A 25,363-nucleotide genomic window follows, 5' to 3' on the forward strand; every position below is an offset into this window, starting at 1 on the left:
AACGCTCTGCGGCTGTTCCGGCAACGGGAATCCGCCTATATCCCGATGATGGTCATTACCCGCATCTTCGAGTTTTTCGAGAACTGGATAAAGCCCTTCGCCCGCAAGGACGATTTGCGGCCGCCTGAAAACACATTCGCTTTCATCTGGTTTTACATCTCGCAGGCCAAGGCGCCGTTTTTCGCCATGCTGGTGCTGGGCGGGCTGACGGCGGCCATTGAGGCGGCGCTGTTCTGGTTTGTCGGGCGGCTTGTGGATATTCTCTCAACCGTGAAGCCGGGAGAAGGCTGGGCGGGGCTGCTTTCCGCCCATGGCGGCGAGTTGGTGGGCATGCTGGTGTTGATCGGCGTCGTGCGTTTCATCGTCACCATGATTACGGCGCTGGTGGACCAGCAAATCATCACGCCCGGTTTTTACAATCTGGTGCGCTGGCAGTCCTACATGCATGTGGCGCGGCAATCGCTTTCCTTTTTTCAGAATGATTTTTCCGGCCGTATTGTCACCAAGGTATGGTCGGGCGGGCAGGCGGCGGGCGATCTGGTTACCTCGCTGATGGAAAGCGTCTGGTTCGTCGGCATTTATTCCGTCTCGATGCTGTTTCTAATCGGCGGGCTGGACTGGCGGCTGGCCGTCGTCGTGCTGGTCTGGGTGCTGATCTTTTCGGCGCTGGCGCGTTATTTCGTGCCGCGCATCCGTTATCATTCGAAAGAGACGGCGGAAGCCGCCTCGATGCTGTCCGGCCGCATGGTCGATGCCTATAGCAATATCCAGACACTCAGGCTGTTCGGGCGCGATGACGCCAATGACCGCTACATGCGGCAGGGTTTCGATATTTTCCAGCACGCCACCATGACCTTCACCCGGTTCATCACCGGCGTGCGCGCCTCCATGGCGCTGCTGTCAGGCGTGATGATCACGTCAATGGCGGCGCTGTGCATTGATCTGTGGCTGTCCGGCAGGATCAGTTCCGGTGCGGTGGCCTTCACGCTGGCGCTGGTGCTGCGCCTCAACTTCCTGCTCGGCCGCTTGATGACGCAGTTTAACGGAATCATGCGCAATTTCGGCACGGTGCAGAATGCCGCCGAGTTGATCTCGCAGCCGATCGGCCTTGTCGATGCGGCGGATGCGGCGGTGCTGGAGGTCAAAAAGCCGAGCATCCGCTTTGAAAATGTCAGCTTCCATTATGGGCGGGCCAATGGCGTCATCGATAATCTCAATCTTGATATCAGGGCGGGTGAGAAGGTCGGTATCGTAGGGCGTTCCGGCGCGGGCAAATCCACCCTCGTCAACCTGCTGCTGCGGTTTTACGACGTCGAGAAAGGCCGCATCCTGATCGACGGGCAGGATATCGCCAGAGTGACGCAGGAATCGCTGCGCGCCCATATCGGCATGGTCACGCAGGATACCTCGCTTCTGCACCGGTCCATCCGCGATAACATCATGTTCGGTCGCATGGACGCCACCGAAGCGCAATTGCGGGAGGCGACGCGGCGGGCCAAGGCGGATGATTTCATCGAGAGGCTGGAAGACCAGCGCGGCCGCACCGGTTTCGACGCCCATGTTGGCGAACGTGGCGTGAAACTCTCCGGCGGCCAGCGCCAGCGCATCGCCATCGCCCGCGTGATGCTGAAGGACGCGCCGATCCTCGTGCTCGACGAGGCGACCTCGGCGCTCGATTCGGAGGTGGAGGCGGCGATCCAGAGTAATCTGGATGAGCTGATGCAGGGCAAGACGGTGCTGGCCATTGCCCACCGGCTGTCGACGATCGCCGCGCTGGACCGGCTGATCGTGATGGATCAGGGCCGCATCGTCGAGCAGGGCACGCATTCCGATCTGGTCTCGCAGGGCGGACTTTATTCGGAGCTTTGGGCACGGCAATCGGGTGGTTTTCTCGCTGCCGAGGAGACCGTCTGAGACTGCGCTTTGCGAGCGGGCGGCTATTCAATATGCACAAATATAAAATCAATGGTTGCTAATATCTGAAAAAACACACGAATAAAAAAGATTTATTCAACCTGAAATTTATAACAGGGCGGTAAGCTCTTGTTTATCGGTGCATGCAAAAAAAGGACCGCGGGAGGAACGCGCTCATTTTTTTGTGGATCGAGAACAATGCATATTTTTAGAATTCGTATTCTTCTGCCGGCATTGTTCGGCATCACAGTTCTCTTTTCCATCGCCCAGGGGGCCGCAAGCATGCGGTCCATCGGTGAGATGGAGCAACAGGCCGGCAACATCGTTCGGCGTATGGAGCGTTCGCTCATCATCGCCGATCTGAGCGACAGGCTAAGCGATATTCGTCGCAACTATCTGGTGGCGATGAACGCGGCAACGCCGGAGGCGCGAAATGCCATGTTCCAGCGCATCCTCAAATCCCAGCAGGAGCGCGCCGAGGCGTTTGATGCCTATGGTGCGCAATTGCAGCTGCCTGCAACGATTGAAAAATTCCAGCGCCTGAATGGAATGGTCACAAATTACGAGGCCATGGGCGCGGAGCTGAAAAAAAATCATCGTCACCGGCGATGTCGACGCCGCCCGGGCGCAGGTCGCCAAGATGACGCCGGTGGGCAACGCGGCGGGTGTGCTGATGAAAGAGATGATTGAGGACAATCGCGAGCGCGGTCTGGCGGACCAACAGGCGGCAGAGGCGGCGGGTGATTTTGCCTTCTTCATGTCGCTTGGCGGCATGCTTGTTGCCGCTGCCGTTGCGCTTGCCGCTGCGGTTTTCAGTTTCCAGCGTATCTCGCGCCCGATCAATGACATCACCCGCGCCATGAACGGGTTGGCTGCTGGCGATAATGAGAGCGCCATTCCACATTCCGGCCGCAAAAACGAGATCGGTGAAATGGCCGCGGCCGTTGCCGTATTCCGCGACAATGCCATCGAACGCGAGCGTCTGGAGCGGGAAACCGAGGCCAATCGCAGCCTCAGCGAGCAGGAGCGGATCGAGCACGAAGCACAGAAAGCGCGGGAAGCGGAAGAAATCCGTTTCGCGGTTGAAAATCTGGGCGCCGGGCTGAAGAAACTCTCGCAGGGCGACATGACCTGTCGTCTGGATATCGCCTTTGCCGAGCGGCTGGATGGTTTGCGTGGCGATTTCAACGAATCGGTCGCGACGCTGCAGGCGGCGCTGCGCTCGGTCGGTGAAAATGCCCGGGTCATCGATGCGGGCGCCGGCGAAATTCTGGCGGCGGCAGGCGATCTTTCCCGCCGCACAGAACAGCAGGCATCTTCCGTCGAAGAAACGGCGGCGGCGCTGGAACAGGTGACGACGGCGGTGAAGGATTCGGCCAATCGCGCCGCCGAAGCCGGCCGGATCGTGGAGCGAGCGCGGGAAAGTGCCGAAATGTCCGGCCAGATCGTTACACGCACGGTTCTGGCGGTGCAGGATATCGAAAAATCCGCCAATGAGATCAGCAATATCATCAGCGTCATCGATGAAATCGCGTTCCAGACCAACCTTCTTGCACTGAACGCCGGGGTGGAGGCTGCCCGGGCAGGCGATGCCGGCAAGGGTTTTGCCGTCGTGGCGCAGGAGGTGCGCGAACTGGCGCAGCGTTCGGCCAATGCCGCCAAGGAGATCAAGGTTCTCATCAACCGTTCCGGCGAGCAGGTGCGCGAAGGGGTGTCGCTGGTCGGCAAGACGGGGGAGGCGCTTGAAGGGATCGTCAACGAGGTGCGGGAAATCAACCGCCACGTTGCGTCCATCGCTGTCTCGACGCGTGAACAGTCGACCGGCCTTTCGGAAATCAGTTCCGCCGTGAACCTGATGGACCAGGGTACCCAGAAAAACGCAGCCATGGTGGAACAGACGACGGCTGCCAGCGGCAGCCTCGCTTCGCAGGCGGGCGCCCTCAACGTGCTGCTTTCGCAGTTCACATTACGGGGGGCGGGGGAAAACATTCTTGTGGCCGGTCCGGCCTCGGTTCCGCAGCCTTCGCCGGCACGCGCCATGGGGCAAAAAATCGCTGCCGCCTTCGGTGGTGGACGACAGGCCGCGTCGGCGCAGGAATGGTCCGAGTTCTGATCCGCGCTCTGCGACCCGGCAAAATAAGGACGGCGGCTTTCGGGCCGCCGTTTTCGTATGGCAGGGCGTCTGGTGTTACCGGCCGATCATGAAATCCGCCATCAGTCCGTAATGATTGGAGCCGAGGCTGTCTGGCAGGCGGGTGGTCTTCATCAGGGTCGCCGGTTCGCGGGCGAAGATGTGGTCGATGGCGATGCCGAAGCGGCCTGCCTCCGTTGGCCATGTGGCGGGTTCCCATGGTGCTTTCTTCAGGTCGTTGGCGGCAAGAAAAGCGCGCATGTCGGGGGCGATGCTCGCCGAATTGAAGTCGCCCGCCAGAATGAGCGGCCCTGTGACGCGGAACAGGATTTCGCTGATCTCGTCCAGCTCATGTGCATGATAATCGTCGAAATAGGGTTTGGTGATGTGCCCGGCGGCAAGCGTCAGCTCCGTGCCGTCGAAATCGACGCTGGCGATGGCGAAACGGTCGCGGCGCAGATCGCTGAGGCTGTGGAAATGGCCTTCCAGCAATGGCCGTTTCGACAGGATCAAAAGGTCGCAGGTCGGCGTTCCGGCATAACAGCCGAGCCTGTGGGGATAGGTTTGCTCAAGCCGTGGCAGAACCGATTGCAGCGCCGCCGCCTCGAACAGATAGACCGCATCCGCGCCTGATTCGAGAATGGTGTCGGCAATCGCATCCGCATTGACGGCATTGTCCATCAGCACGTTGAAGGACAAAAGCCGGAAGGGCCTCGCATCCGATGCCGGGTTGGCGGATGTGGAGAATTCCATCAGCATGGCGATGGCATGGATGGCAAGTGCCAGCGACCAGACCATGAGCAGGGCGGAAACGGTGTCGCGCGTGAACCAAAAGACGAGGCACGACAACAGGATACAGACAAGGGCGATGTGGAGCTGGAAACTTGTGACGAAGGCGAGAAGCCAGAAATCCGTCACATAACGCAGGCTGGCGATGAAAAGAACGGCAGCCACCATCGTGGAGACCATGCAAGCGAGCTTCGCCGTCATCCGAATCCCTGCTTTCCAAGCTCTCCCTGTGCGTCTCGTAACATGGGGCACAGGCGGGCACAATGTTGCCCGCCTGCCAAGGCCCGCGAAAAATGCGAAACAAATCGGCCCCCTCAGGCAGAATTACGGCAGCTTTGTGTGCTTTGCTCTTGCCAAGTCAGTCAATATTTTGCGATCAAACACATTGACGCGGTTTCTTGATGCCGCAGTTGTGTCCAGGATGATGGGACGGAGTTTGTCCTGGATCAAATCATAGCGGGAGGACTCATGCGATTTACGGCAAAAACAGCGCAGAGGATGGTGTAGCGGTGAGCGAGCACGTAACCAATCACGACGCCTCGGGTGAACCGACCCGTCGCGATTTTCTTTATCTAGTAACCGGAATGACGGGCGCCGTTGGCGCTGCTGCAGTCGCATGGCCGTTCATCGACCAGATGCGTCCCGATGCATCGACGCTGGCGCTCGCTTCCATCGAAGTGAATGTCGCGGCGGTCGAGCCGGGCATGTCGCTTACCGTGAAGTGGCGCGGCAAGCCGATTTTCATCCGCAACCGCACGGAAAAGGAAATCGATGAAGCCAAGGCGGTCGCTCTTGGCGACCTCAAGGATCCGGTGGCGCGCAATGCCAACATTGCCGCCGAAGCGCAGGCGACGGATATCGACCGTTCCGCCGGCGAGGGCAAGGAGAACTGGATCGTCATGATCGGTTCCTGCACCCATCTCGGTTGCGTTCCGCTCGGCCAGGCCGGCGATTTCGGCGGGTGGTTCTGTCCCTGCCATGGCTCGCACTACGATACGGCGGGCCGCATTCGTAAGGGCCCGGCGCCGCAGAACCTCGCCATCCCGACATTTGCATTCACATCCGATACCGTGATCAAGATCGGATAAGGGGACAGATATTTATGAGTGGCCATTCCAGTTATCAGCCGTCCACCGGCATCGAGAGGTGGATCGATTCGCGGCTTCCCTTGCCGCGCTTGATCTATGACAGCTTCGTTGCCTATCCTGTCCCGCGTAACCTGAACTACGCCTACACCTTCGGTGCGATGCTTTCCGTCATGCTGATCGTGCAGATCCTTACCGGCGTCGTGCTTGCCATGCATTATGCCGCTGAAACGACGGTTGCCTTCAATTCCGTCGAAAAGATCATGCGTGACGTCAACCACGGCTGGCTGCTGCGTTATATGCACGCCAACGGCGCGTCATTCTTCTTCATCGCGGTCTATCTGCACATTGCCCGCGGTCTTTATTACGGGTCCTACAAGGCGCCGCGCGAAATCCTCTGGATTCTCGGCTGCGTGATCTATCTCTTGATGATGGCGACGGGCTTCATGGGCTACGTGCTTCCCTGGGGCCAGATGTCCTTCTGGGGCGCGACCGTTATCACCGGCTTCTTCACGGCTTTCCCGCTGATTGGTGAATGGATCCAGCAGTTCCTGCTCGGCGGCTTTGCGGTGGATAATCCAACGCTCAACCGCTTCTTTGCGCTTCATTACCTGCTGCCCTTCATGATCGCGGGTGTCGTCATCCTGCACGTGTGGGCGCTGCATGTGACCGGCCAGACCAACCCGACCGGTGTGGAAGTGAAGAGCAAGACCGATACGGTTCCCTTCACGCCCTATGCGACGCTGAAGGATGCGCTCGGCGTTTCGGTGTTCCTCATCGCCTATGCCTGGTTCATCTTCTACATGCCGAACTTCCTCGGCCACCCTGATAACTACATCATGGCCAATCCGCTCTCGACGCCGGCGCATATCGTGCCGGAATGGTATTACCTGCCGTTCTACGCGATGCTGCGCGCCATCACCTTCAATGTCGGGCCGATCGATTCCAAGCTCGGTGGCGTTCTCGTCATGTTCGGGGCGATCATCGTGCTGTTCTTCCTGCCCTGGCTCGATACGTCGAAGGTTCGCTCTGCCGTCTATCGTCCGTGGTACAAGTTGTTCTTCTGGATTTTCGTGGTCAACGCCATCCTGCTCGGCTGGCTGGGTTCACGTCCTGCGGAAGGCCTCTATGTCGTCATGTCGCAGATCGGCACGCTGTACTATTTCGGGTTCTTCCTCGTCATCATGCCGATCCTCGGTCTGGTCGAAACGCCGCGGCGTATTCCGAATTCGATTACCGAGGCCGTTCTTGAAAAGAACGCCGCCAAGAAGGGTGCCGCGCCAGCGGCCGCCCAGATCTGAGCGCGAAGGAAGGATGACGACAATGAAGACGCTTCTCACGAGCATCGCGCTTATCGCCGCCATTGGCTGTTCCGCCGCCGCTTTTGCGGCGGAGGAAAGCCATGACCTCGCCACCAAGACCGAACATGCTATTGTCGGCAGTCACTTCCCGGTCATCAAGCCCGAGGAGCAGAGCTGGTCCTTTGCCGGACCTTTCGGCAAATACGACAAGGGCCAGCTGCAGCGCGGTCTCAAGGTCTATAAGGAAGTCTGCTCCGCCTGCCATTCGATGAGCCTTGTTTCCTTCCGCACGCTGGGAGATTTCGGTTATTCAGAAGATCAGGTGAAGGCTTTCGCTGCCGAATATGAAGTGCAGGACGGCCCGAACGCCGATGGCGAAATGTATAATCGCAAGGCTGTGCCTTCCGATCATTTCCCTTCGCCGTTCCCGAACCATGAGGCGGCAGCCGCCGCCAATGGCGGGGCCGCACCGCCCGACATGTCGCTGCTTGCCAAGGCGCGCGGCGTGGAGCGTGGTTTCCCGCAATTCATCATCGACATGATCCCGATCATCGGCGGTTATCAGGAAGGCGGCCCGGATTACATCCATGCGCTGCTGACCGGATATCAGGATGCGCCGACGGGTATCAAAAACTCGGATGGTTCGGACTACCAGGTGCCGGAAGGCACGCACTTCAACCCGTATTTCGTCAGCGGTCCTTCCTTGAAGATGGCGCCGCCGATCAGCGCCGATCAGGTGACATACGACGACGGTGCGCCGCAGACGGTGGATCAATATTCCAAGGACGTGTCCGCCTTTCTGATGTGGGCTGCGGAGCCGCATCTGGAACAGCGCAAGCGCACCGGCTTCATGGTCATGGTGTTCCTGTTCATCTTCACGGCACTGATCTATCTCACCAAAAAATCCGTCTATGCCCGCAAGGAACATTGAGCGGCATCCAGTTGCCGGCCAAGCATCGGCCCCCACGGTTTTCCGTGGGGGCTTTTTTATGGCCTGTCGGACAAAGGAACTGTTATCCGATCGCAGTTCACGCGACCCAGGCTGTCGAGGTTCTGTACCAACAGATGATGGCCGACGGTCGCGGTCCTTTTTTGTTGGTCCGCCGCCATCAAGTTGATAGGGTGGCCCGAACCCTCTGATCATTCCCATACCAAATGGAAATACCATGACCGTTATCGCTTCGGAGCTTTCCGCTGCCATCCGTTCCATTCCCGACTATCCGAAGCCGGGCATCATCTTTCGGGACATCACCACATTGCTCGGCAATCCGCGCGCTTTCCGTCGGGCGGTGGACGAGCTTGTGCAGCCCTATGCGGGAACGAAGATCGACAAGATTGCCGGCATGGAGGCGCGCGGTTTCATTCTGGGCGGGGCGGTGGCGCATCAGCTTTCCGCCGGTTTCGTGCCGATCCGCAAGAAGGGCAAGCTGCCACACACCACGGTACGGGTTGCCTACAGTCTGGAATATGGCGTGGATGAGATGGAAATGCATGTGGACGCCGTGCAGCCCGGCGAGAAGGTCATTCTGGTCGATGATCTGATTGCGACTGGCGGGACCGCCGAAGGCGCAGTCAAGCTTTTGCGGCAGATGGGCGCGGATATCGTCTCCGCCTGCTTTGTTATCGATCTGCCCGATCTTGGTGGCCGCAAGAAGCTGGAGGACCTTGGCGTGGAGGTGCGGACGCTGGTGGAGTTTTCCGGCCATTGAGGCAGAAATAGTGGTCAGGGCTGCTGCGGTAGCCCGCTCGTCCCGCCGGTTTTTCGTAAGGCAATCCATGTCCAGTAAACGCCCAGAGCGCGGTTCCCGGCCTGAATGGAACCGACCTCCGCTTCCCGGATTAACGTGAAGCCAAGACGGGCGGCCTCGTTTATGGTTTCCGCCGGGGAAATGGCAAAGGCGCGACGGCCCTCGGGCGCCGGACCATGACGCAGCGACATGATGAGCAATCCGTCTGTCGCCGTCATCGCCGAGAGGCTTTCCATCGCAGCCCGCCTTGCATCCTGATCAACGTGGTGCCAGACGCCGCACAGGGCAACCAGATCGAACGCGCCATAGCGGCGAGCCTTTGTCAGCGCGGGCAAACTGTCATCCAGCCACGTTATTCTCTCCGATGAATGCAATTGCATGCCGGGTTCCCGAAGCTCTCCGACCGGCTCGACGGCAAGAACGCCATGGCCCTGCGCGGCAAACCAGGCGGCGTCGCGGCCGGTGCCGCTGCCAATATCTGCGATCCGGGAGGGTGTCGTCGGCAGCAGGTCGATGACGGGTGCGTAAATCGCCCCGCAGTCGAGATTGTCAAATCTGGAAATCAGGTCGGGCGTTGCTGCTTCGGCATAACCCTTGAGAATATCATCCATATTTACCGGCCCGCCGCTTTTCCTGCTGAAAGCTATCGCGGCGGCGTGATAGGGGCCAGTGCCTATTCGAACTCCAGAACCCCGCTGCGGAAGGTCAGAACCGTTTCTCCCGACTGGTTCACACCTTCGTTGAAGGTGGTGTTGAGCCAGACGCCGGCGCGCGATTCCAGCGGCCGGGTATCGAGCAGCGTCACGAAATAGGTCACATCATCACCGGCAAACACCGGCTTCTTCCATTTGAGCTCTCGAAAACCCGGCGAGGGGCCGAGCCGTGGTGGCTCAAGGCCTTGCTGTTTCAGCCTCTTTACCTCTTTTGCCCAATGGGACAGGAAACACTTCATCCAGCCCGCGCCCGTGTGCCAGCCGGAGGCACAGAGGCCGCCGAAAACGCTGTCTCTGGCGGCCTCGGCATCGAGATGGAAAGGCTGCGGATCAAAATCGCGGGCGAAGCGAATGATGTCTTCGGCGGAAAAATGCAGCGTATCAAGGGTCACGCGTTCGCCGATCGGGGAAAGTTCTGCCAGTCTCATGCTGCAAGGCCTCCATTTGCCCGCATCAGGAACATGACGGTGTTTTCGCCGTGCGATACCAGCACGCCGCGCTGGTTAAAAAGCTCGTGGCGGAATTTCACGAGGCCGATGCCGGGGCGTGAGCCGGAAGGGCGCTGTTCCAGAACGATGGATTTTCCCGAAAGCGTATCGCCCGCCAGAACCGGTTTTTTCCAATCGACGTAATCGATGCCGGGGCTGCCCTGCGAGGTCGAGTTGCCGATGTAGCTGTCCGCCATCATCCGCATTAGCAGGCTGCAGGTGTGCCAGCCTGATGCCGCCAGCCCGCCGAGAATGCTCTGGCGGCCGGCTTCTTCGGAAAGATGCATGGGTTGCGGGTCGAATTCGCTGGCGAAAGCAATGATCTGCTCGGCCGAAATCGATTGCGGTCCGAGGGGAAATTCCCGTCCGACGGGGAAATCCTCATAGGCATAAGTCGCGACCGGCGTCATGGCGTCCTCCCTTCGCACAGTCAAGGTTGGCGCATCTAAGATGATTTTTCCGTTTACGTAAAGGTCAAATCGAAGGTGTGATGCGATGGAGGGATGGCGAGCGGGTGAGGCCCGTTTCTTCTCCCCGCCGGGGAGAAGTCCGCGGCAGCGGGATGAGGGGGCGAGGGTAGAGATATTCGGAGAGCTAGCCCCCTCATCCGACCCTTCGGGCCACCTTCTCCCCCTCGGGGAGAAGAAACGGGCGGTAAGGCCGGCGCCCCTTCGATCAAGGCTTCAAAGAAGCGATCTATCCCCCAGACGGGCTCCAAACCAGATCAGGTATTGAAGCGGAAGTGGATGACGTCGCCGTCCTGAACCACATATTCCTTGCCTTCATCGCGCCCCTTGCCGGCTTCCTTGGCGCCCACTTCGCCCTTGTAGGCGATGTAGTCGTCAAAGCCGATGGTGAAGGCGCGGATGAAGCCACGTTCGAAATCGGTATGGATGACGCCGGCGGCGGCGGGGGCTTTGGTGCCGCGCACGATCGTCCAGGCTCGCGTTTCCTTCGGGCCGACGGTGAAATAGGTGATGAGGTCGAGCAGGTGATAGCCGGCACGGATCAGCCGGTCGAGACCAGCTTCGGTAAGGCCAAGCGCCGAGAGGAATTCCTCGGCTTCATCGGCCGGAAGCTGCGCGACTTCGGCTTCGATCGCCGCCGAGATGATCACGCATTCCGCGCCCTGCTGCTTTGCCATCGCTGCGACGGCCTCAGTGTGCTCGTTACCGGAGGATGCGTCGGCTTCCGAGACGTTGCAGACATAGAGGACCGGGTGCGATGTCAACAGATTGAGGCCCTTGAGGATTTCGATCTCCTCGGCCGCCAGCGACTTCAAAAGCAGACGTGCCGGCTTTCCGTCGTTAAGCAGCGCGATGACGGCTTCCATCACGGGCAGCTGGGCGAGGGATTCCTTGTCCTTGCTGCTGGCGCGCTTGCGGGTCTGCTCGACGCGGCGCTCCAGGCTTTCGAGGTCGGCGAGCATCAGCTCCGTCTCGATCGTGTCGGCATCGCCGACAGGATTGATGCGGCCTTCCACGTGGGTGATATCGTCGTCCTCGAAGCAGCGCAGCACATGTACGACGGCATCGACTTCGCGGATGTTGGCGAGGAACTTGTTGCCGAGACCTTCACCCTTCGATGCGCCGCGCACCAGGCCGGCAATGTCCACGAAGGAGATGCGGGTCGGGATGATTTCCTTAGAACCGGCGATGGCCGCAAGCTGCTGCATACGCGGATCAGGCACCGCAACTTCGCCGGTATTCGGCTCGATGGTGCAGAAGGGATAGTTGGCAGCCTGTGCGGCAGCCGTTTTCGTCAGCGCGTTGAAGAGGGTGGACTTGCCGACATTCGGCAGCCCGACGATACCGCATTTAAAGCCCATGGCTTGAAACCTGTCCGTTTGAAAGAATTCGTTGAGGAGCCTTTTGCGGAAAGGGCAGGGCAAGGTCAAGCCCGCGGGCCGATTTGGGCCGGCAAAGCCCTGCGAATGGGTCGGAATTTCGCGCGAGCGCCGCACCGGGCTTGTCGATGGTACGGTTGCGGCGCAATATAAGTGGATCAAACGATCTTTCGCTAGCCAAGGGGATTTTCCCCGTGAACGACCATGATGAGCGACAATCATGAGTGACAGTCCTGTCGATCTCAAACCGAAACCGAAAGTCAAACCGAAGCTGGAGCGGCCGAAGCTCTACAAGGTCATGCTGCTGAATGACGACTACACGCCGCGCGACTTTGTCACCGTGGTGCTGAAGGCCGTCTTTCGCATGAGCGAGGAAACCGGCCATCGGGTGATGATGACGGCGCATCGCTTCGGCAGCGCGGTGGTTGTCGTCTGTGAGCGCGACATCGCCGAGACCAAGGCCAGGGAAGCGACCGATCTTGGCAAGGAGGCTGGGTTTCCGCTGATGTTCACCACGGAACCGGAAGAGTGAATATTAGTCCTGCCGGATCTGAAAGCCGGTCTTGTTCTGCACAAAACCGCAGCTTTCGTAAAAGGCATGAACCGCGGGGTCGTCGCGGCCCGTCAGCAGCATGACCTTGTAACAGTTTGCGGTGAAAGCGGCCTCGATGGCATGGCGCACGACCATGCGGCCATATCCCCGACCGCGCTGGGCCTCCAGCGTCACTACATTTTCGATGAGGGCATAGGGGCGGGCGGCACGCGTCAGGTTTGGAACAACCAGAAGCGTAGCGGTCGCAACCGGTTTTCCGTCATGCATTGCCAAAAACACCGTCAGGCCGGGTTGCTCAAGCATGGCGGTGAAGGGCGCACCAGCCTCTTGCGCCGTCAATTCGGGGTCGGATGGATTGAGCGCCCGGTAAAGTTCAAGCAGGCCAGGCAGATCGCCGGGACCGGCTTCGCGCAGGACAATGGTCTCTGAAGGCATTCGAGTTAGTCCTTCTTGCCGAACATTCGCTTCAGCATTTCTGCCATTGGCCCGGTTTCCGGCAGCTTTTTCGGCTGGGCGCTGTTGCGCGCCTGATGGATGTGGGACTGCCCGGCGGGTTTGGCCGCCTTCACCGGCTTTTCGGCTTCCGGCTTGCTGCCCGTGGCGAGCGCAAGCTTGTTCATCAGCTGCGAATCCTCACCCCTCACCAGCATGGCGGCGTTGTCGGCAATGGCGTCCAAAAGCGGATCGAGCCAGACCCGGTCGGACTTGGCGAAATCGCCGAGCACATGGCCGTGCACGCGTTCCTTGTCGCCGGGGTGGCCGATGCCGAGGCGCAGGCGGCGGTATTCCTTGCCGCAATGGGCGTCGAGCGATTTCAGACCGTTATGGCCGCCATGGCCGCCGCCCGTCTTGATGCGCGTGCGGCCGGCCAGAAGATCGAGCTCGTCATGGATGGCGATGATGTCGCCCGGTGTAAGCTTGAAGAAGCGCATGGCTTCGCCGACGGATTCGCCGGAAAGGTTCATATAGGTGAGAGGCTTCATCAGCAGAACCTTCTCGCCGGCGATTTCACCTTCGGAAATCTCCGCCTTGAACTTTCTCGCCCACGGCGAAAAGGAGGGTAGGCGCTGCAATGCGTCGACGGCCATGAAACCGATATTGTGGCGGTTTCCCGCATATTGTGCGCCGGGATTACCAAGTCCTGCGATGATCTTCATGGGGCATGTCCGCATTTTTACCTGATGATGCTGTTGTCACCACCCCGAAATCCGCTGGCTGTCAATCATTTTATCGATTTGGGCAATATTTGAAGGATGTCAGGGGCTGACGAGATTATAGCGGTCGAATATCCGCTGTTGCGCGCCGTCGGCGATCATTCTGTCCAGCCGTGCCTGCAATTTCGCGATGACCGCGTCGGGAACACTCTTGTTGCAGGCAAGTCCCAGCTGTTGCCGCGAAAGCGTTATCACTTCCCTGAAGGTGTCGGCCGGCAGGCTTTTGAAGGTGCTCTCCGACATGGGCATCAGGTCGATGCGCCCCGCTCTCAATTTATGAAGCGTGATCTGGAAATCCGCGCCGACATCCACCTGCGGGAAACCGAGCGTTTCCAGAAGGGCTTCGGTATAGTCGCCGCGCTGGGTGCCGACGCGGTATTTCTTCGCGTCCTCAAGGCTGGAGACATTGATATCCGCCTTGCGGCGCGCCACGAGAATGTTGCGGTCGGTGTGGATCGGCGAGACCCATTTGAAGAGTTTTTCCCGTTCCGGCGTTCGCGCCGTGGCGAAGACGCAATGCATGGTCTGTGTCGTGGCGAGCGCAATTGCCCGCGCCCACGGCATGACAGCGACTTCGTAACTGGTGCCGGTTTCCTCCAGCAGGATCTTCAGCTGGTCGAAATAGACGCCGTGCACGCTGCCGTCGGCGGCCTGCAGATTATACGGAGGATAGACTTCGGTCGTCAGGAAAAGCTTGGCCGCGCTGGCCGGCCATGGGGCAAACAGGGGTGCGAGAGCAAGAAAGATCAGACAAATGCGGATCAATCCCATGGCTGTCTCCACCGCCTCACGCTTGCCGTGCCGCAATGCGGCCAATATCGGATATTGTGTCCAATGTGGTGACCAGCCTTTCGACGGGCTGTGGCCTTGCGAAGAAATAGCCCTGTCCGTAATCGGCGCCTATTTCCGTCAGAAGTTCCTTCTGCTCTTCCGTCTCGACGCCCTCGGCGATGACGGTGCAGTTCATCTTGTGCGAGATGGCGGCTATGCCTTCGACCAGCATGCGGTTGCGCTGCCTGATTTCCACCGCGTCGTCGCAGATGGAGCGGGTGAAGGACTGGTCGATCTTGACGATATCGACCGGAAAACGGCTGAGATAGCTGAGTGAGGAATAACCCGTGCCGAAATCATCCAGCGCGATGCGGCAGCCCAACTGATGAATGGCGTTGAGGATCGCCCGGATTTGCGGGTCGTCCTTCATGATGACGGCCTCGGTTATCTCGATGACCAGCCGTTTGGGAAGGATGCCGTGCCGGTGCAGCACGCCGGCGATCCGTGTCGGCAATCCCGGTTCGAACTGTAGCGGCGAAAAATTCACCGCCACATAGGTCTGTTCCATGCCCGGCAGGCGCGACAGTCTGGCAAGATTGGCGATCGACTGATCGAGGATGACATTGCCGATGCGATTGATGGTGCCGTTCTCTTCCGCAAGGCTGATGATGGCGGCGGGGGAGAGCAGACCCTTTTCCGGGTGGTTGAGACGCAGCAAAGCCTCGAAACCCGCTGTTCCGCCGGTCGAGAGGTCTTGAATTGGCTGGAAATGCGCCTCGAACCAGTCTTCGGAAAGCGCCTGGGCGATATCCCTCTCCAGTTCGGCATATTCGCGCGCCCGGTCCATGATCGAGGGATCGAAGATCTGTGAGCCGTTTTTGCCCGTTCTTTTGCGGCTATACATGGCCATGTCGGCATTCTGCAGAAGCTCGGAGGCGCTGGTTGCATGCAGGGGATAGACGGCCATGCCGATGCTGGCGCTAAGGCGGATACTGTTGCTTCCGATCTCAAAAGGCGTATCCAGTATGGCGCAGATACGCTCGCAGAACTGCAGGGCGCGCTCTTCCACCGTGTGGCCGGCAAGCAGAATGGCAAACTCGTCGCCGCCCAGACGCGATGCGCTGTCGAGCGGCGTCAGTAGAGGTTCGAGTTTCAGCGTGAATTCGCGCAGAACCGCGTCGCCCGCAGCATGGCCGAGATTGTCGTTGATGGCCTTGAACCGGTCCAGATCGATGAAGAGGCAGGCCAGTTCGCTGCCGTTCCTGTCCGCATCGCGGATTTGCAGGTCGAGAATCGCTTCGAAACCCTGACGGTTGAAGAGGCCGGTCAGATGGTCGGAAATGGCCTGCTGGCGGTTACGTTTTTCAGACTGGCGCAGTTCGGTCACGTCAGTCATGACGCAGAGGCATGTGCTCTGCTGCGTGGCATCGCTGGAATCGAGGGCTTTCTCGAGAATGAGGGCGTCCATGACGCCGCCGTCCATGCAATGAAAGCGGACCGTAATGCCGGTATGTGGGGCGTCCGGCGACTGTTGTGCCGCCTTGCGCTGCTGGAACAGGGTCCGGTCATCCGGGTGGATGAGGTCGGCGAAATTCAGGCCTAATATTTTCGCGCGGTCGTAACCGGTCGCCTGCACCCAATAATCGCTGACGGCGGCAATCCGGTCATGCCTGTCGAGCGAGAACAGCATGGCGGGTGTGCGGTTGTAGATCTCCGTCTTGCGTTCATGGGCGTTCTTGATCTCCAGCTCTTCCTTTTCAAGCTGGGTCTGCATTTCGTTGAAGCTTTTCGCCAGCCGGCCGATTTCGTCCTTCGAGCGCCAGTCGACATGGTGGCGAGAGCCGAGACGCCGTGTCGCCTCTATCGCTGCCGCAAGCCGCATCAGCGGGCGGATGACCATGAAGCGGTTGCCGGCAATGGCCGCCAGGACGATGGTGAGAATGGCGAGAACGAAAATGGTGATGAAAGCCATCTCGGTGCGGCTGAGAGAGGTGAGAAGGCTGACATTGTCGTAATAGACCGTCAGTTCGCCAACGGTAACAGTGCCCTTCGTCGTCTTGTAGGTTACCTCGCGCGTCGTTGAGGCGGCATCCTGAATAAAACCGCTGCCGGCCGTCTGTACGATATCGAGCTGGCCGGACGTATCCTTGACCTCGACCATCTTGATCGTCGGGTCGGAAACAAGGGTTCCGGTAATCTGATTTATGGTGTCGTCGTCCATATCCCAAAGGGGGCGGGCGAGCGCCTGCGCATTTGTCGACAGCAGAATCTCAAGGTGATTGCGCTGGCTACGGATGGCCTCGTGATAGGAGAGCGTCAGCAAAAGGGTAAAGAGCGGAGCGACCACTGTAAGAAGTGCGCCGGAAACAATCGCGATAAAGCGGCTTTCGACGGAATGAGCCATGTTTGATTGCAGCTACCCTTTGCCCCGGAATTTTGCGCCCCGTTTTCATCCGTCCGAAGTTTCCACGACAGCGCAAGGGTATCTTTTCATGGAAGTGTTAATCGACACTGAAACAGGTCCCGCATCATGGGCTGGCGGCAAGCTTTCTGTCTTTAAAGTTCACAAAAACTAAAAGGCCCGTTCCGAAAACGGAACGGGCCTCAATGTCCAAAGCTATCCGGCCCTGCGGCCGCCGATTATTCCTCGGAAGCTTCTTCGGTCGTCTCTTCTGCAACGCCTGCAGCCGGAGCAATGATCGTTGCGATCGTGAAGTCACGGTCAGCGATGACAGGCGTGATGTTCTTCGGCAGCTTCACATTCGAAATGTGGACGTTGTCGCCGATCTTCAGACCGGAGAGATCAACCGTGATGAATTCCGGAATGTCGTTGGCCGGGCAGTGGAATTCCACCGTGTGGCGAACGATGTTCAGAACGCCGCCGATCTTGATGTCCGACTTTTCTTCGTTTTCGAAGTGAACCGGAACTTCAACGTTGACGAGCGTGTTGCCCGAAACGCGCAGGAAGTCGACGTGCATGGTGAAGTCGCGGACCGGATCAAGCTGGTAATCCTTCGGGAGAACCTTGATCTTCTTGCCGTCGACGTCGATCGTCCCAACCGTCGTCATGAAACCGCCGGCGTGGATACGCTTGGTGACTTCATTGGTCGAGAGTGCGATAGAAATGGGGGCCTGCTTGTCACCATAGATGACAGCGGGAATCAAACCGTTGCGGCGAAGTTCACGAGAGGACCCCTTACCAACTCGTTCGCGCGCCTCGGCCTTGAGCTCATACGATTCTTTGCTCATGGCAATTCCTTTCGAGGTTATATGGAGAGTTCATGCCCGCAGGCGCTGAACTGGAGAGGCTTAAAAGCCATCCCGCCCGCGTTGCCTCCAAGGGTGTCTACACGGGTGCGGGCGCTATAATACAAAAGGACCATAAAGACAAGAGCGGCCCGTTTTTCACGAGGGCGTAGTCCTGATTTTATTAGTTGCAACTAATTCACTCGTTTGTTGCAACTTTTAATATATGCTTATCCATGCATATAAACCCGCTGAAAACCTGGCAAATGATAAAGCTGCACAAAATTCCAATAGTGTAGATGATAATGCTGACAGTTCTCCAGTGCCTCGCCATCGATCATGACTTCCGATATACCATTGCAGCGGTCTTCGTCTGCATGCTGGGAAGCTTCGTTACGATACGTCTTTTTTCGAGGGCGCGCCTGGCAACCGGGCTGCAAAAGGTCAATTGGCTGTTTCTGGCGGGTGTGAATGGTGGTGCTGCGATATGGACCACCCATTTCGTGGCGATGCTGGGTTATTCCGCGGCGGGCGAGGTGGGTTACGATCCCTATCTGACCGGACTGTCGCTTCTTGTGGCCATTGTCACGACAACTGCCGGCTTTGGCATTTCCGCCTATGCCGGACGCAGCGCGCTGGTGGAAGCGGGTGGCATGATCCTCGGTCTTGGTATCGCGGCGATGCATTATACCGGCATGGCCGCTTATAATGTGCAGGGCGTGATTTTCTGGAACCAGGCTTATGTCATCGCCTCGCTGGTGCTGGGCGCGGTGCTGGGCGCGATTGCGGTCAACCGAGTGGCGCGGCCCCTCAACCGCTTTTGCCAATATAGTGCGGTAACGTTTCTGATCCTGGCCATCGCCTCGATGCATTATACCGGCATGGCCTCGATGTCCTTCGCGTTTGATCCTCGCGTCGTCATTCCGGAGAATCTGCTGCCGCCGGCCATTATGGGCGGAGGTGCCATCGCGGTCACGCTTCTGCTGCTGGCGCTCGGACTTTCCACCTATGTCATCGATGCCCAGTCCACCCAGCAGGCGGTTGCCCGCTATCGCCATCTTTCGCTGCACGATCCGCTGACGGGCATTCCCAACCGCGCGGCTTTCATCGAACATCTCAACCGTCGCACGCGTCATATTTCCCTGGGCGCGCATACCGCACTTTTGTCCATCGATCTCGACCGCTTCAAGGAAATCAACGACGTGCACGGTCACGCGGCGGGGGACGCGGTGCTGCGCGCCATTGCCGACCGGGCGAGTTCCGTGCTGAAGGCCGGGGAGTTTCTCGCCCGCATGGGTGGCGATGAATTCGTGGCGATGACCCATTCCTATTATACCCGTGCCGACGGCGCGGAATTCGCCCAGCGACTGATCGAACAGATCAGCAAGCCGGTCGAGTGGAACGGGCAGACATTTTCCGTGGGCGCAAGTGTGGGCATATCGGTCCGCAACAGCGGCGCCATTGATGCCGACACGCTGATGGCGCAGGCCGATGTCGCCATGTATCGGGCAAAAGGCGGCAGTTCGGATACGATCTGCTTCTATGATAAATCCATGGACGAGGCTGCCCGCGAGCGCAACGCGCTTGCCATCGCCATGCGCAGTGGTCTCGCCAACAAGGAATTCGAGCTTTATTACCAGCAGCAGAACGATACCAAAAGCGGCAGTATTGTCGGTTTCGAGGCGCTTTTACGCTGGAAACATCCCGAACGGGGCATGGTTTCTCCCGCTGAGTTCATTCCGATTGCCGAACAGACCGGCTTCATCGTTGAACTCGGCGAATGGGTTCTTCGCGAAGCCTGCGCGCAGGCCGCGCTCTGGAAAAAGTCGCTTTCCATCGCCGTGAATGTCGCGCCGCAGCAGCTCGCTGATAATGATTTCCCCGAAAAGGTGGAGAAGATCATTCTGGAGACGGGACTTGCGCCGGAACGGCTCGAGCTGGAAATCACCGAAGGCAGCATCATTGCCGACCATCGCCACGCGCTCATCACGATCCGCAAACTCAAGGCGCTCGGCGTCAAGATTGCCATGGACGATTACGGCACGGGCTATTCCTCGCTGTCGACGCTGCAGAGTTTCCCTTTCGACAAGATCAAGATCGACCGCGCCTTCATCGATGGCCTGTCGACCAATGTGCAGTCGGAGGCGATCGTTCGCTCGACCCTCATTCTGGCGCACAGCCTCAACATCCCGGTGCTGGCGGAAGGGGTGGAGACCAAGGCCCATATCGAATTCCTGCGCCGCGAAGGCTGCCTGCAGGTGCAGGGCTTCTTTTTCGGCAAGCCCGGTCCGCTGAACTCCATCGCCAATCTTGTCGATGATACGTTCCTATCAGTTGAGGAAGAAACCGACGCGACCGACGGCCGGCGTTACTTCAAGGCGGTTCGATAGGCTGGCCGCAGCCCGCGGTTGCGGCCAGCCATGCCGGTCGCAAAGTTTTTAGTTGAAACATGAACGCTTCCAGCGCACCATTGCCGAAAAGCTTTGGGAGGAGCGTATGCCGACAGACATCGCCCATGCGGACCGCGTCTATGAAACCGCGGGCCACCGTTCCGCAGCCGCAAGTTCTCCGATTGTCGCTTCATGGCGTCGTTGCATGGTCAAGCACCGTCTTGCGCCGGAGGAAAACCGTAAACCGATCTTCCTCAGTGATGTCGAGTTTCGCCGCGCCCGCGAAAGTGCTGCGGGCCTGATCGCCGAAAGCACTGATGAACTCGACCGCATCTTTCACAGTGTCGGCAAATCCGGCTGCTGCCTGCTTTTGACCGATGCGCAGGGTGTTGCGCTGGAACGGCGCGGTGCTGCCGCCGACGACCGGGAATTCCGTGCTCTCGGTCTCTGGTCCGGCGCGGTCTGGAGTGAGGCGAGCGTCGGTACCAACGGCATTGGCACGGCACTTGTCGATGAGCGCTCGGTGGTGGTCTATCGCGACCAGCATTTCTTCACCTCGAACACCGAACTCTGCTGCACCACGGCGCCCATCCGCGATCACACCGGCCGGGTGACGGGGGCGCTCGATATTTCCACCTGCCGCGACGACATCAACGAGATGACCTTCTCCTTCGTCACCCAGGCGGTAAGGGATGCGGCGCAGCGCATCGAGGGCAATCTTTTCCGCCGGGCCTTTCCCGGTGCACGCATCGTCGTTGTGCCGAGCGGTTTCGGCGCGGCGCTTTCGCTGCTGGCGGTGGATCAGGACGATCTCGTTCTCGGCGCGACGCGTGCCGCACGTCTGGCGCTGAAGCTCGATGACCATGCCATCGCGCAGGGTCTGCCCGCCGCGGATATTCTGCAGGAAGAACGTCACGACGGCGGTTCCGACCTTGCGGAAGCCGAGCGCTCGGCCCTGCGCCGGGTTCTGTCGCGCACCAATGGCAATGTCACGCAGGCTGCATCCCTGCTCGGCATCAGCCGCGCCACGCTGCATCGCAAGATGAAGAAGCTTGCCGTGCATTGAGGCTGTTTAAGCCGTCCCGCAGCGCGTCTGTCGCAGATGTGAGACAATGTGCGCTGCGGAACTGCGCCGCCCCTCTACCGGACCGCACCATCCAGGCCCACCTTCCTCTCATGCGATCCGTCGCGGATCGTTTTCATCAGGGAGGATGAAATCATGAATATTCAGGTTCAGCAGAAAGCCGGCGAAGCGCCCTTCAAGCTGAAATACGGCAACTACATCGGCGGCAAATGGGTGGAGCCGAAATCCGGCCGCTACATGGATAATCTTTCCCCCGTCACTGGCCACAAGATCTGCGAAGTTCCACGCTCTGACGCGTCGGATGTCGAATTTGCGCTCGATGCCGCCCACAAGGCGAGGGAGAAATGGGGCAAGACGAGCGTAACTGAGCGCTCCAACATCCTGCTCAAGATCGCCCAGCGTATCGAGGACAATCTCGACCTCATCGCCCGGGCTGAAACCTGGGATAACGGCAAGCCGCTGCGCGAGACGACCAATGCCGATATTCCGCTCGCCATCGACCATTTCCGTTATTTCGCCGGCTGCATCCGCGCACAGGAAGGCACGATCGGCCAAATCGACAACGACACGGTCGCCTATCATTTCCATGAACCGCTCGGCGTTGTCGGCCAGATCATTCCGTGGAACTTCCCGATCCTCATGGCCACATGGAAGCTTGCGCCAGCGCTCGCCGCCGGCAATTGCGTGGTGCTGAAGCCCGCCGAACAGACGCCTGCCTCCATTTTGCTGGTGATGGAGCTGATCGAGGACCTGCTGCCACCCGGCGTGCTCAACATCGTCAACGGCACCGGTCTCGAAGCGGGTAAGCCACTGGCGCAAAGCAACCGCATCGCCAAGATCGCCTTTACCGGTTCCACCTCGGTGGGCAAGGAAATCATGCGTTATGCGGCCGACAACGTCACCAACATCACGCTGGAACTGGGCGGAAAGTCGCCGAACATCTTCTTTGCCGATGTGATGAACGAAGACGACGCTTTCCTTGATAAGGCGCTCGAAGGTTTTGCCTTCTTCGCGCTCAACCAGGGTGAGGTCTGCACATGCCCGTCGCGGGCGCTGGTGCATGAATCGATCTATGACCGCTTCATGGAAAAGGCCATCAAGCGGGTTCAGGCCATCAGCCAGGATGATCCGCTCAATCCGTCGACCATGCTGGGCGCGCAGGCCTCGCAGGAACAGTTCGACAAGATCATGAGTTATCTCGACATCGGCAAGAAGGAAGGCGCCAGGGTTCTGACCGGCGGCGACCGCAAGACACTCACTGGCGATCTGAAGGACGGCTATTACATTCAGCCGACGATCTTTGAAGGCAACAACAAGATGCGGATTTTCCAGGAGGAAATCTTCGGTCCGGTTGTTTCCGTCACCACCTTCAAGACGGTGGAAGAGGCGCTCGAAATCGCCAATGACACGGTTTACGGACTGGGCGCCGGTGTCTGGAGCCGTGATACCAACATCGCCTATCGGGCCGGTCGCGGCATCGAGGCGGGCCGTGTGTGGACCAATTGCTATCACGTCTATCCGGCGGGTGCGGCATTCGGCGGCTACAAGCAGTCGGGCATTGGTCGCGAGACCCACAAGATGATGCTCGACCACTACCAGCAGACCAAGAACCTGCTGGTTTCCTACAGCCCGAACAAGGTTGGCTTCTTCTGAGTTCCTCCCCGGAAGCCGGCGGTGGTTCTTTATGATCTCAAGCCGCCGGCGCGTTCCCAGGGGCTTCGGCCCCTGGGAACCCGGTACAAACAAAAAGGCCGGAGGTTTTGCCTCCGGCCTTTCGTCGTTACGGCTTATGCCGCGTAACGCTGATCCCGCTGCTGGGTATGGCCGACGGAGAATTGCCCTACCTGTTCGGTCAGGCCATCCGCCTCGTTTGCCAGCGAGAAGGCCGCTGCCGTGGTTTCCTCCACCATGGCCGCATTCTGCTGCGTCACATGATCGAGTTCGTTGACCGAGGCATTGATCTCGCCAAGGCGGCCTGACTGTTCGCGCGATGCCGTGGCAATCGCGCCGATCTGGTCGCTGACCGACTGGACGCGTTTCTGGATTTGCTCCAGGCTTTCGCCGGTCTTCAGCACCAGAGCCACGCCGCTTTCCACATCGCCCGCCGAGGTGGCGATCAGCGTGGTGATGTCGCGCGCGGCGGCGGCCGATTTCTGGGCGAGTTCGCGAACCTCCTGCGCCACGACCGCAAAGCCCTTTCCGGCTTCACCGGCGCGCGCCGCTTCCACGCCGGCATTCAGCGCCAAAAGGTTGGTCTGGAAGGCGATCTGGTCGATGACGTCGATGATCTGGCGGATCTTCGACGACGAGGTTTCGATGCGCTCCATGGCGACGATCGCTTCTTTCACGACAGCCGTGGATTTATGGGCGTCCTGCATGGTTTCCGCCGTGGTGCCGACTGCGACATCGCAGCGTGACAGCGAAACATTGACGGCCTGCGTCATGTCGCCCAGTGCCGCTGCGGCTTCTTCAAGGGCGGCGGCCTGACGTTCCGTGCGCCGCGACAGATCTTCCGATGCGCTTTTCAGTTCGCCGGAACCGGAGCGGATGGCATTGGCGCTTTCGCCGATATTGGAGATTGTCGCTTCCAGCCCTGCCATCGAGTTGTTGAAGTCGATGCGCAGATGATCGAGCGACGGCACGAAGGATTTTTCAATGCGAAGGTCGAGCCTGCCGGCTGCAAGATGAGCAAGGCCCGAGGCAAGCGCACCGACGGCCTCTTCCAGTTCCTTGGCGCTTCTTGCCTTTTCCATTTCGCGCTGGGCGCGTTCCTCGTCCAGCTCCTCGCCCTTGCGATGCGATTCGGCTTCCATGTTCTGCTTGTCGAGAATGCCCTGACGGAAGGATTCCAGCGCGCGCGCCATGGTGCCGATCTCGTCGCCACGGGAAACCGCCTTGATCTCGATGTTGTTTTCACCACCGTTCAGGCGCTCCATCAGCCCGGCAAGGCCGGTCAGTGGCTTGGTGAGGCTGGCGGAAACGAAGATGCCGATAAGCGTCATGACGGCGAGCACCGCCAGTGTCGCCAGCGTAGCCCAGAAGGCCAGATCGTTGGCGGCGGCGAGAACCTTGCTTTCCTGCTGACCGATGGCCAGAAGATGCTTCTGTCCGAAGACGGAGACCGGGCGATAGGCATAGAAGATGTTGCCCGCAGACGTATGCGCCATCACCGTTCCGGCTTCGCTGCTGCCGGAGAGGGCCGCGAGGCTTTCGGAAATAGCGGCATCTGCGCCGCCCGAGAGCACGCCCGCCCGGCGTTTGCCATCCGCAGTCAGAAGAACGGCGTCGTCGATGGTCTTGCCGGTTTCCTCAGGGGTGACCACCGCACCGATGCGGTCGGCTGAAATGCGCATGATGACGGCGCCCTTGCGCTGCAGTTGCCCCCAGTTGGAGACCGCGAGCGGCATGCCGACCATGGCCGCATCATTTGCTCCGCCGGTAAATCCGGTCGTGCTGACGACACCGTCCTTGCCGGCTTCCACGCGGTCGAACAATTCCTTGATCGCGCTGTTCTCCGGGTCCTTCACATCGGTCAAGAAGTTCTTGCCCTTGGTGACGGAGTAGATAATCAGCCCGGTCTTGTCGATCACATAGATATCGCTGACCCGGGTGTTGCGCCAGACGCTGGCGATGGTCGCGTTGATCGTTGCGTGGCGAATGGCGTAGAGCAGCCGCAATCCTTCGCCGTTGAAGGAGGCGCGCTCTTCCTCGGAGACACCTTCGCGGCGGAAAGCCTGGATGATCGCATCCTTTTCCGTCGGCACGACATTGGTCATGGTTTCCAGCGCCTGGGCGATCGCAGCATTTTGCGACAGTTCGGAAATGCTCTGTTCAACCCGCAGCGTGTAGGCGTCCAGCTGCTTGGACTGGTTTCCTGCAACCGTCTCCAGCCTGATTTTACTGGCGTCGATCAGGCCCGACTTGCCCATCTCATAGGACAGCAGCCCCACGGACAGGCAGGAAACCAGCGTTGCGCCCGTGACGAGCGCCGCAAATTTAGCCTTGATTGACAATGATTTAGCTCTGACAGCAGTCGGATTTGCACCCGGCATCTGTTTCCTCCCCCAAAAAAACGTTGCCGCAGCGTCGC

At 59.4% G+C, this 25,363-nt stretch carries 22 protein-coding genes; 11 read left to right on the plus strand and 11 right to left on the minus strand.

The genetic code is table 11. The features are described from left to right. The first annotated feature begins 48 nt into the window (after nucleotides 1–48). The 3 genes from DXT96_RS11765 to DXT96_RS11770 all read left to right on the plus strand — a co-directional run bounded on the left by DXT96_RS11765 (nucleotide 49) and on the right by DXT96_RS11770 (nucleotide 4,027). The gene (locus DXT96_RS11765) at nucleotides 49–1,914 is read left to right on the plus strand and encodes an ABC transporter ATP-binding protein (RefSeq protein WP_153515122.1); all 1,866 of its coding nucleotides are present in this window, start codon (nucleotides 49–51) and stop codon (nucleotides 1,912–1,914) included. A 129-nt stretch (nucleotides 1,915–2,043) separates the two neighbouring features. Next, nucleotides 2,044–2,604, plus strand: a complete 561-nt coding sequence (locus DXT96_RS27400; RefSeq protein ID WP_246670562.1) for a hypothetical protein — start codon at nucleotides 2,044–2,046, stop codon at nucleotides 2,602–2,604. After that, on the plus strand, nucleotides 2,588–4,027 hold the full coding sequence (locus DXT96_RS11770; RefSeq protein WP_371418847.1) for a methyl-accepting chemotaxis protein: 1,440 nt from the start codon (nucleotides 2,588–2,590) through the stop codon (nucleotides 4,025–4,027). The genes DXT96_RS27400 and DXT96_RS11770 overlap by 17 nt, the downstream gene beginning before the upstream one ends. A 75-nt stretch (nucleotides 4,028–4,102) precedes the next feature. Here the strand turns inward: DXT96_RS11770 and DXT96_RS11775 are convergent, their stop codons facing one another. Continuing rightward, a complete protein-coding gene (locus DXT96_RS11775) occupies nucleotides 4,103–5,035 on the minus strand; it encodes an endonuclease/exonuclease/phosphatase family protein (protein ID WP_153514966.1) in 933 nt (310 codons plus the stop codon). A gap of 308 nt (nucleotides 5,036–5,343) precedes the next feature. Between DXT96_RS11775 and petA the strand changes: the two genes are divergently transcribed. From petA to DXT96_RS11795, 4 genes are all read left to right on the plus strand, one after another. After that, nucleotides 5,344–5,922: a ubiquinol-cytochrome c reductase iron-sulfur subunit gene (petA, locus tag DXT96_RS11780; RefSeq protein WP_149900037.1), complete on the plus strand. Its 579-nt coding sequence runs from the start codon at nucleotides 5,344–5,346 to the stop codon at nucleotides 5,920–5,922. A 14-nt stretch (nucleotides 5,923–5,936) separates the two neighbouring features. Beyond that, a complete protein-coding gene (locus DXT96_RS11785; RefSeq protein ID WP_149900038.1) occupies nucleotides 5,937–7,220 on the plus strand; it encodes a cytochrome b N-terminal domain-containing protein in 1,284 nt (427 codons plus the stop codon). 22 nt (nucleotides 7,221–7,242) lie between these two features. Beyond that, a complete protein-coding gene (locus tag DXT96_RS11790; RefSeq protein ID WP_149900039.1) occupies nucleotides 7,243–8,151 on the plus strand; it encodes a cytochrome c1 in 909 nt (302 codons plus the stop codon). A gap of 235 nt (nucleotides 8,152–8,386) precedes the next feature. After that, nucleotides 8,387–8,929, plus strand: coding sequence for an adenine phosphoribosyltransferase (locus DXT96_RS11795; RefSeq protein WP_045019026.1), 543 nt, complete (start codon nucleotides 8,387–8,389; stop codon nucleotides 8,927–8,929). Between the two features lie 14 nt (nucleotides 8,930–8,943). On the opposite strand, the gene DXT96_RS11800 is transcribed toward DXT96_RS11795, so the two are convergent. The 4 genes from DXT96_RS11800 to ychF all read right to left on the minus strand — a co-directional run bounded on the left by DXT96_RS11800 (nucleotide 8,944) and on the right by ychF (nucleotide 11,997). Then, nucleotides 8,944–9,579, minus strand: coding sequence for a bifunctional 2-polyprenyl-6-hydroxyphenol methylase/3-demethylubiquinol 3-O-methyltransferase UbiG (locus tag DXT96_RS11800; protein WP_153514967.1), 636 nt, complete (start codon nucleotides 9,577–9,579; stop codon nucleotides 8,944–8,946). A 62-nt stretch (nucleotides 9,580–9,641) separates the two neighbouring features. Further along, nucleotides 9,642–10,109, minus strand: a complete 468-nt coding sequence (locus tag DXT96_RS11805; protein ID WP_153514968.1) for a MaoC family dehydratase — start codon at nucleotides 10,107–10,109, stop codon at nucleotides 9,642–9,644. Further along, nucleotides 10,106–10,579 carry a MaoC family dehydratase gene (locus tag DXT96_RS11810; protein ID WP_149900042.1) on the minus strand — a complete coding sequence of 158 codons (474 nt, stop codon included), beginning with the start codon at nucleotides 10,577–10,579 and terminating at the stop codon, nucleotides 10,106–10,108. Before DXT96_RS11810 ends, DXT96_RS11805 begins: the two co-directional genes overlap by 4 nt. 314 nt (nucleotides 10,580–10,893) lie before the next feature. Next, nucleotides 10,894–11,997 (minus strand): redox-regulated ATPase YchF, encoded by a 1,104-nt coding sequence (ychF, locus tag DXT96_RS11815; protein WP_149900043.1) that lies wholly within the window; start codon nucleotides 11,995–11,997, stop codon nucleotides 10,894–10,896. A 238-nt stretch (nucleotides 11,998–12,235) separates the two neighbouring features. Between ychF and clpS the strand changes: the two genes are divergently transcribed. Continuing rightward, nucleotides 12,236–12,547, plus strand: coding sequence for an ATP-dependent Clp protease adapter ClpS (gene clpS, locus DXT96_RS11820; RefSeq protein ID WP_149900044.1), 312 nt, complete (start codon nucleotides 12,236–12,238; stop codon nucleotides 12,545–12,547). A 3-nt stretch (nucleotides 12,548–12,550) separates the two neighbouring features. Here the strand turns inward: clpS and DXT96_RS11825 are convergent, their stop codons facing one another. From DXT96_RS11825 to DXT96_RS11845, 5 genes are all read right to left on the minus strand, one after another. Continuing rightward, a complete protein-coding gene (locus DXT96_RS11825) occupies nucleotides 12,551–13,003 on the minus strand; it encodes a GNAT family N-acetyltransferase (protein ID WP_153514969.1) in 453 nt (150 codons plus the stop codon). A gap of 5 nt (nucleotides 13,004–13,008) precedes the next feature. Beyond that, nucleotides 13,009–13,725, minus strand: coding sequence for an aminoacyl-tRNA hydrolase (pth, locus tag DXT96_RS11830; RefSeq protein ID WP_153514970.1), 717 nt, complete (start codon nucleotides 13,723–13,725; stop codon nucleotides 13,009–13,011). A gap of 99 nt (nucleotides 13,726–13,824) precedes the next feature. Next, nucleotides 13,825–14,553, minus strand: a complete 729-nt coding sequence (locus DXT96_RS11835) for an ABC transporter substrate-binding protein (protein ID WP_149900047.1) — start codon at nucleotides 14,551–14,553, stop codon at nucleotides 13,825–13,827. A 16-nt stretch (nucleotides 14,554–14,569) separates the two neighbouring features. Beyond that, nucleotides 14,570–16,957, minus strand: coding sequence for a bifunctional diguanylate cyclase/phosphodiesterase (locus DXT96_RS11840; RefSeq protein ID WP_153514971.1), 2,388 nt, complete (start codon nucleotides 16,955–16,957; stop codon nucleotides 14,570–14,572). Nucleotides 16,958–17,193: 236 nt separating this feature from the next. Next, nucleotides 17,194–17,802, minus strand: coding sequence for a 50S ribosomal protein L25/general stress protein Ctc (locus DXT96_RS11845; RefSeq protein ID WP_149900049.1), 609 nt, complete (start codon nucleotides 17,800–17,802; stop codon nucleotides 17,194–17,196). Between the two features lie 302 nt (nucleotides 17,803–18,104). Here DXT96_RS11845 and DXT96_RS11850 point away from each other — a divergent pair, with 302 nt between their 5' ends. The 3 genes from DXT96_RS11850 (at nucleotide 18,105) to adh (ending at nucleotide 22,926) form a co-directional block, all read left to right on the plus strand. Next, the gene (locus DXT96_RS11850) at nucleotides 18,105–20,189 is read left to right on the plus strand and encodes a bifunctional diguanylate cyclase/phosphodiesterase (RefSeq protein ID WP_153514972.1); all 2,085 of its coding nucleotides are present in this window, start codon (nucleotides 18,105–18,107) and stop codon (nucleotides 20,187–20,189) included. A 106-nt stretch (nucleotides 20,190–20,295) separates the two neighbouring features. Further along, a complete protein-coding gene (locus DXT96_RS11855; protein WP_149900296.1) occupies nucleotides 20,296–21,255 on the plus strand; it encodes a helix-turn-helix domain-containing protein in 960 nt (319 codons plus the stop codon). A 153-nt stretch (nucleotides 21,256–21,408) separates the two neighbouring features. Then, complete coding sequence (adh, locus tag DXT96_RS11860) at nucleotides 21,409–22,926, plus strand: aldehyde dehydrogenase (RefSeq protein ID WP_153514973.1); 1,518 nt, start codon at nucleotides 21,409–21,411, stop codon at nucleotides 22,924–22,926. A gap of 134 nt (nucleotides 22,927–23,060) precedes the next feature. Here adh and DXT96_RS11865 read toward each other — a convergent pair whose 3' ends face one another. Then, nucleotides 23,061–25,325: a methyl-accepting chemotaxis protein gene (locus DXT96_RS11865; RefSeq protein WP_153514974.1), complete on the minus strand. Its 2,265-nt coding sequence runs from the start codon at nucleotides 25,323–25,325 to the stop codon at nucleotides 23,061–23,063. Nucleotides 25,326–25,363: the final 38 nt, after the last annotated feature.

Origin of the sequence: Agrobacterium sp. ICMP 6402, assembly GCF_009498615.1 — a bacterium.
Taxonomy (GTDB): Bacteria; Pseudomonadota; Alphaproteobacteria; order Rhizobiales; family Rhizobiaceae; genus Agrobacterium; species Agrobacterium burrii.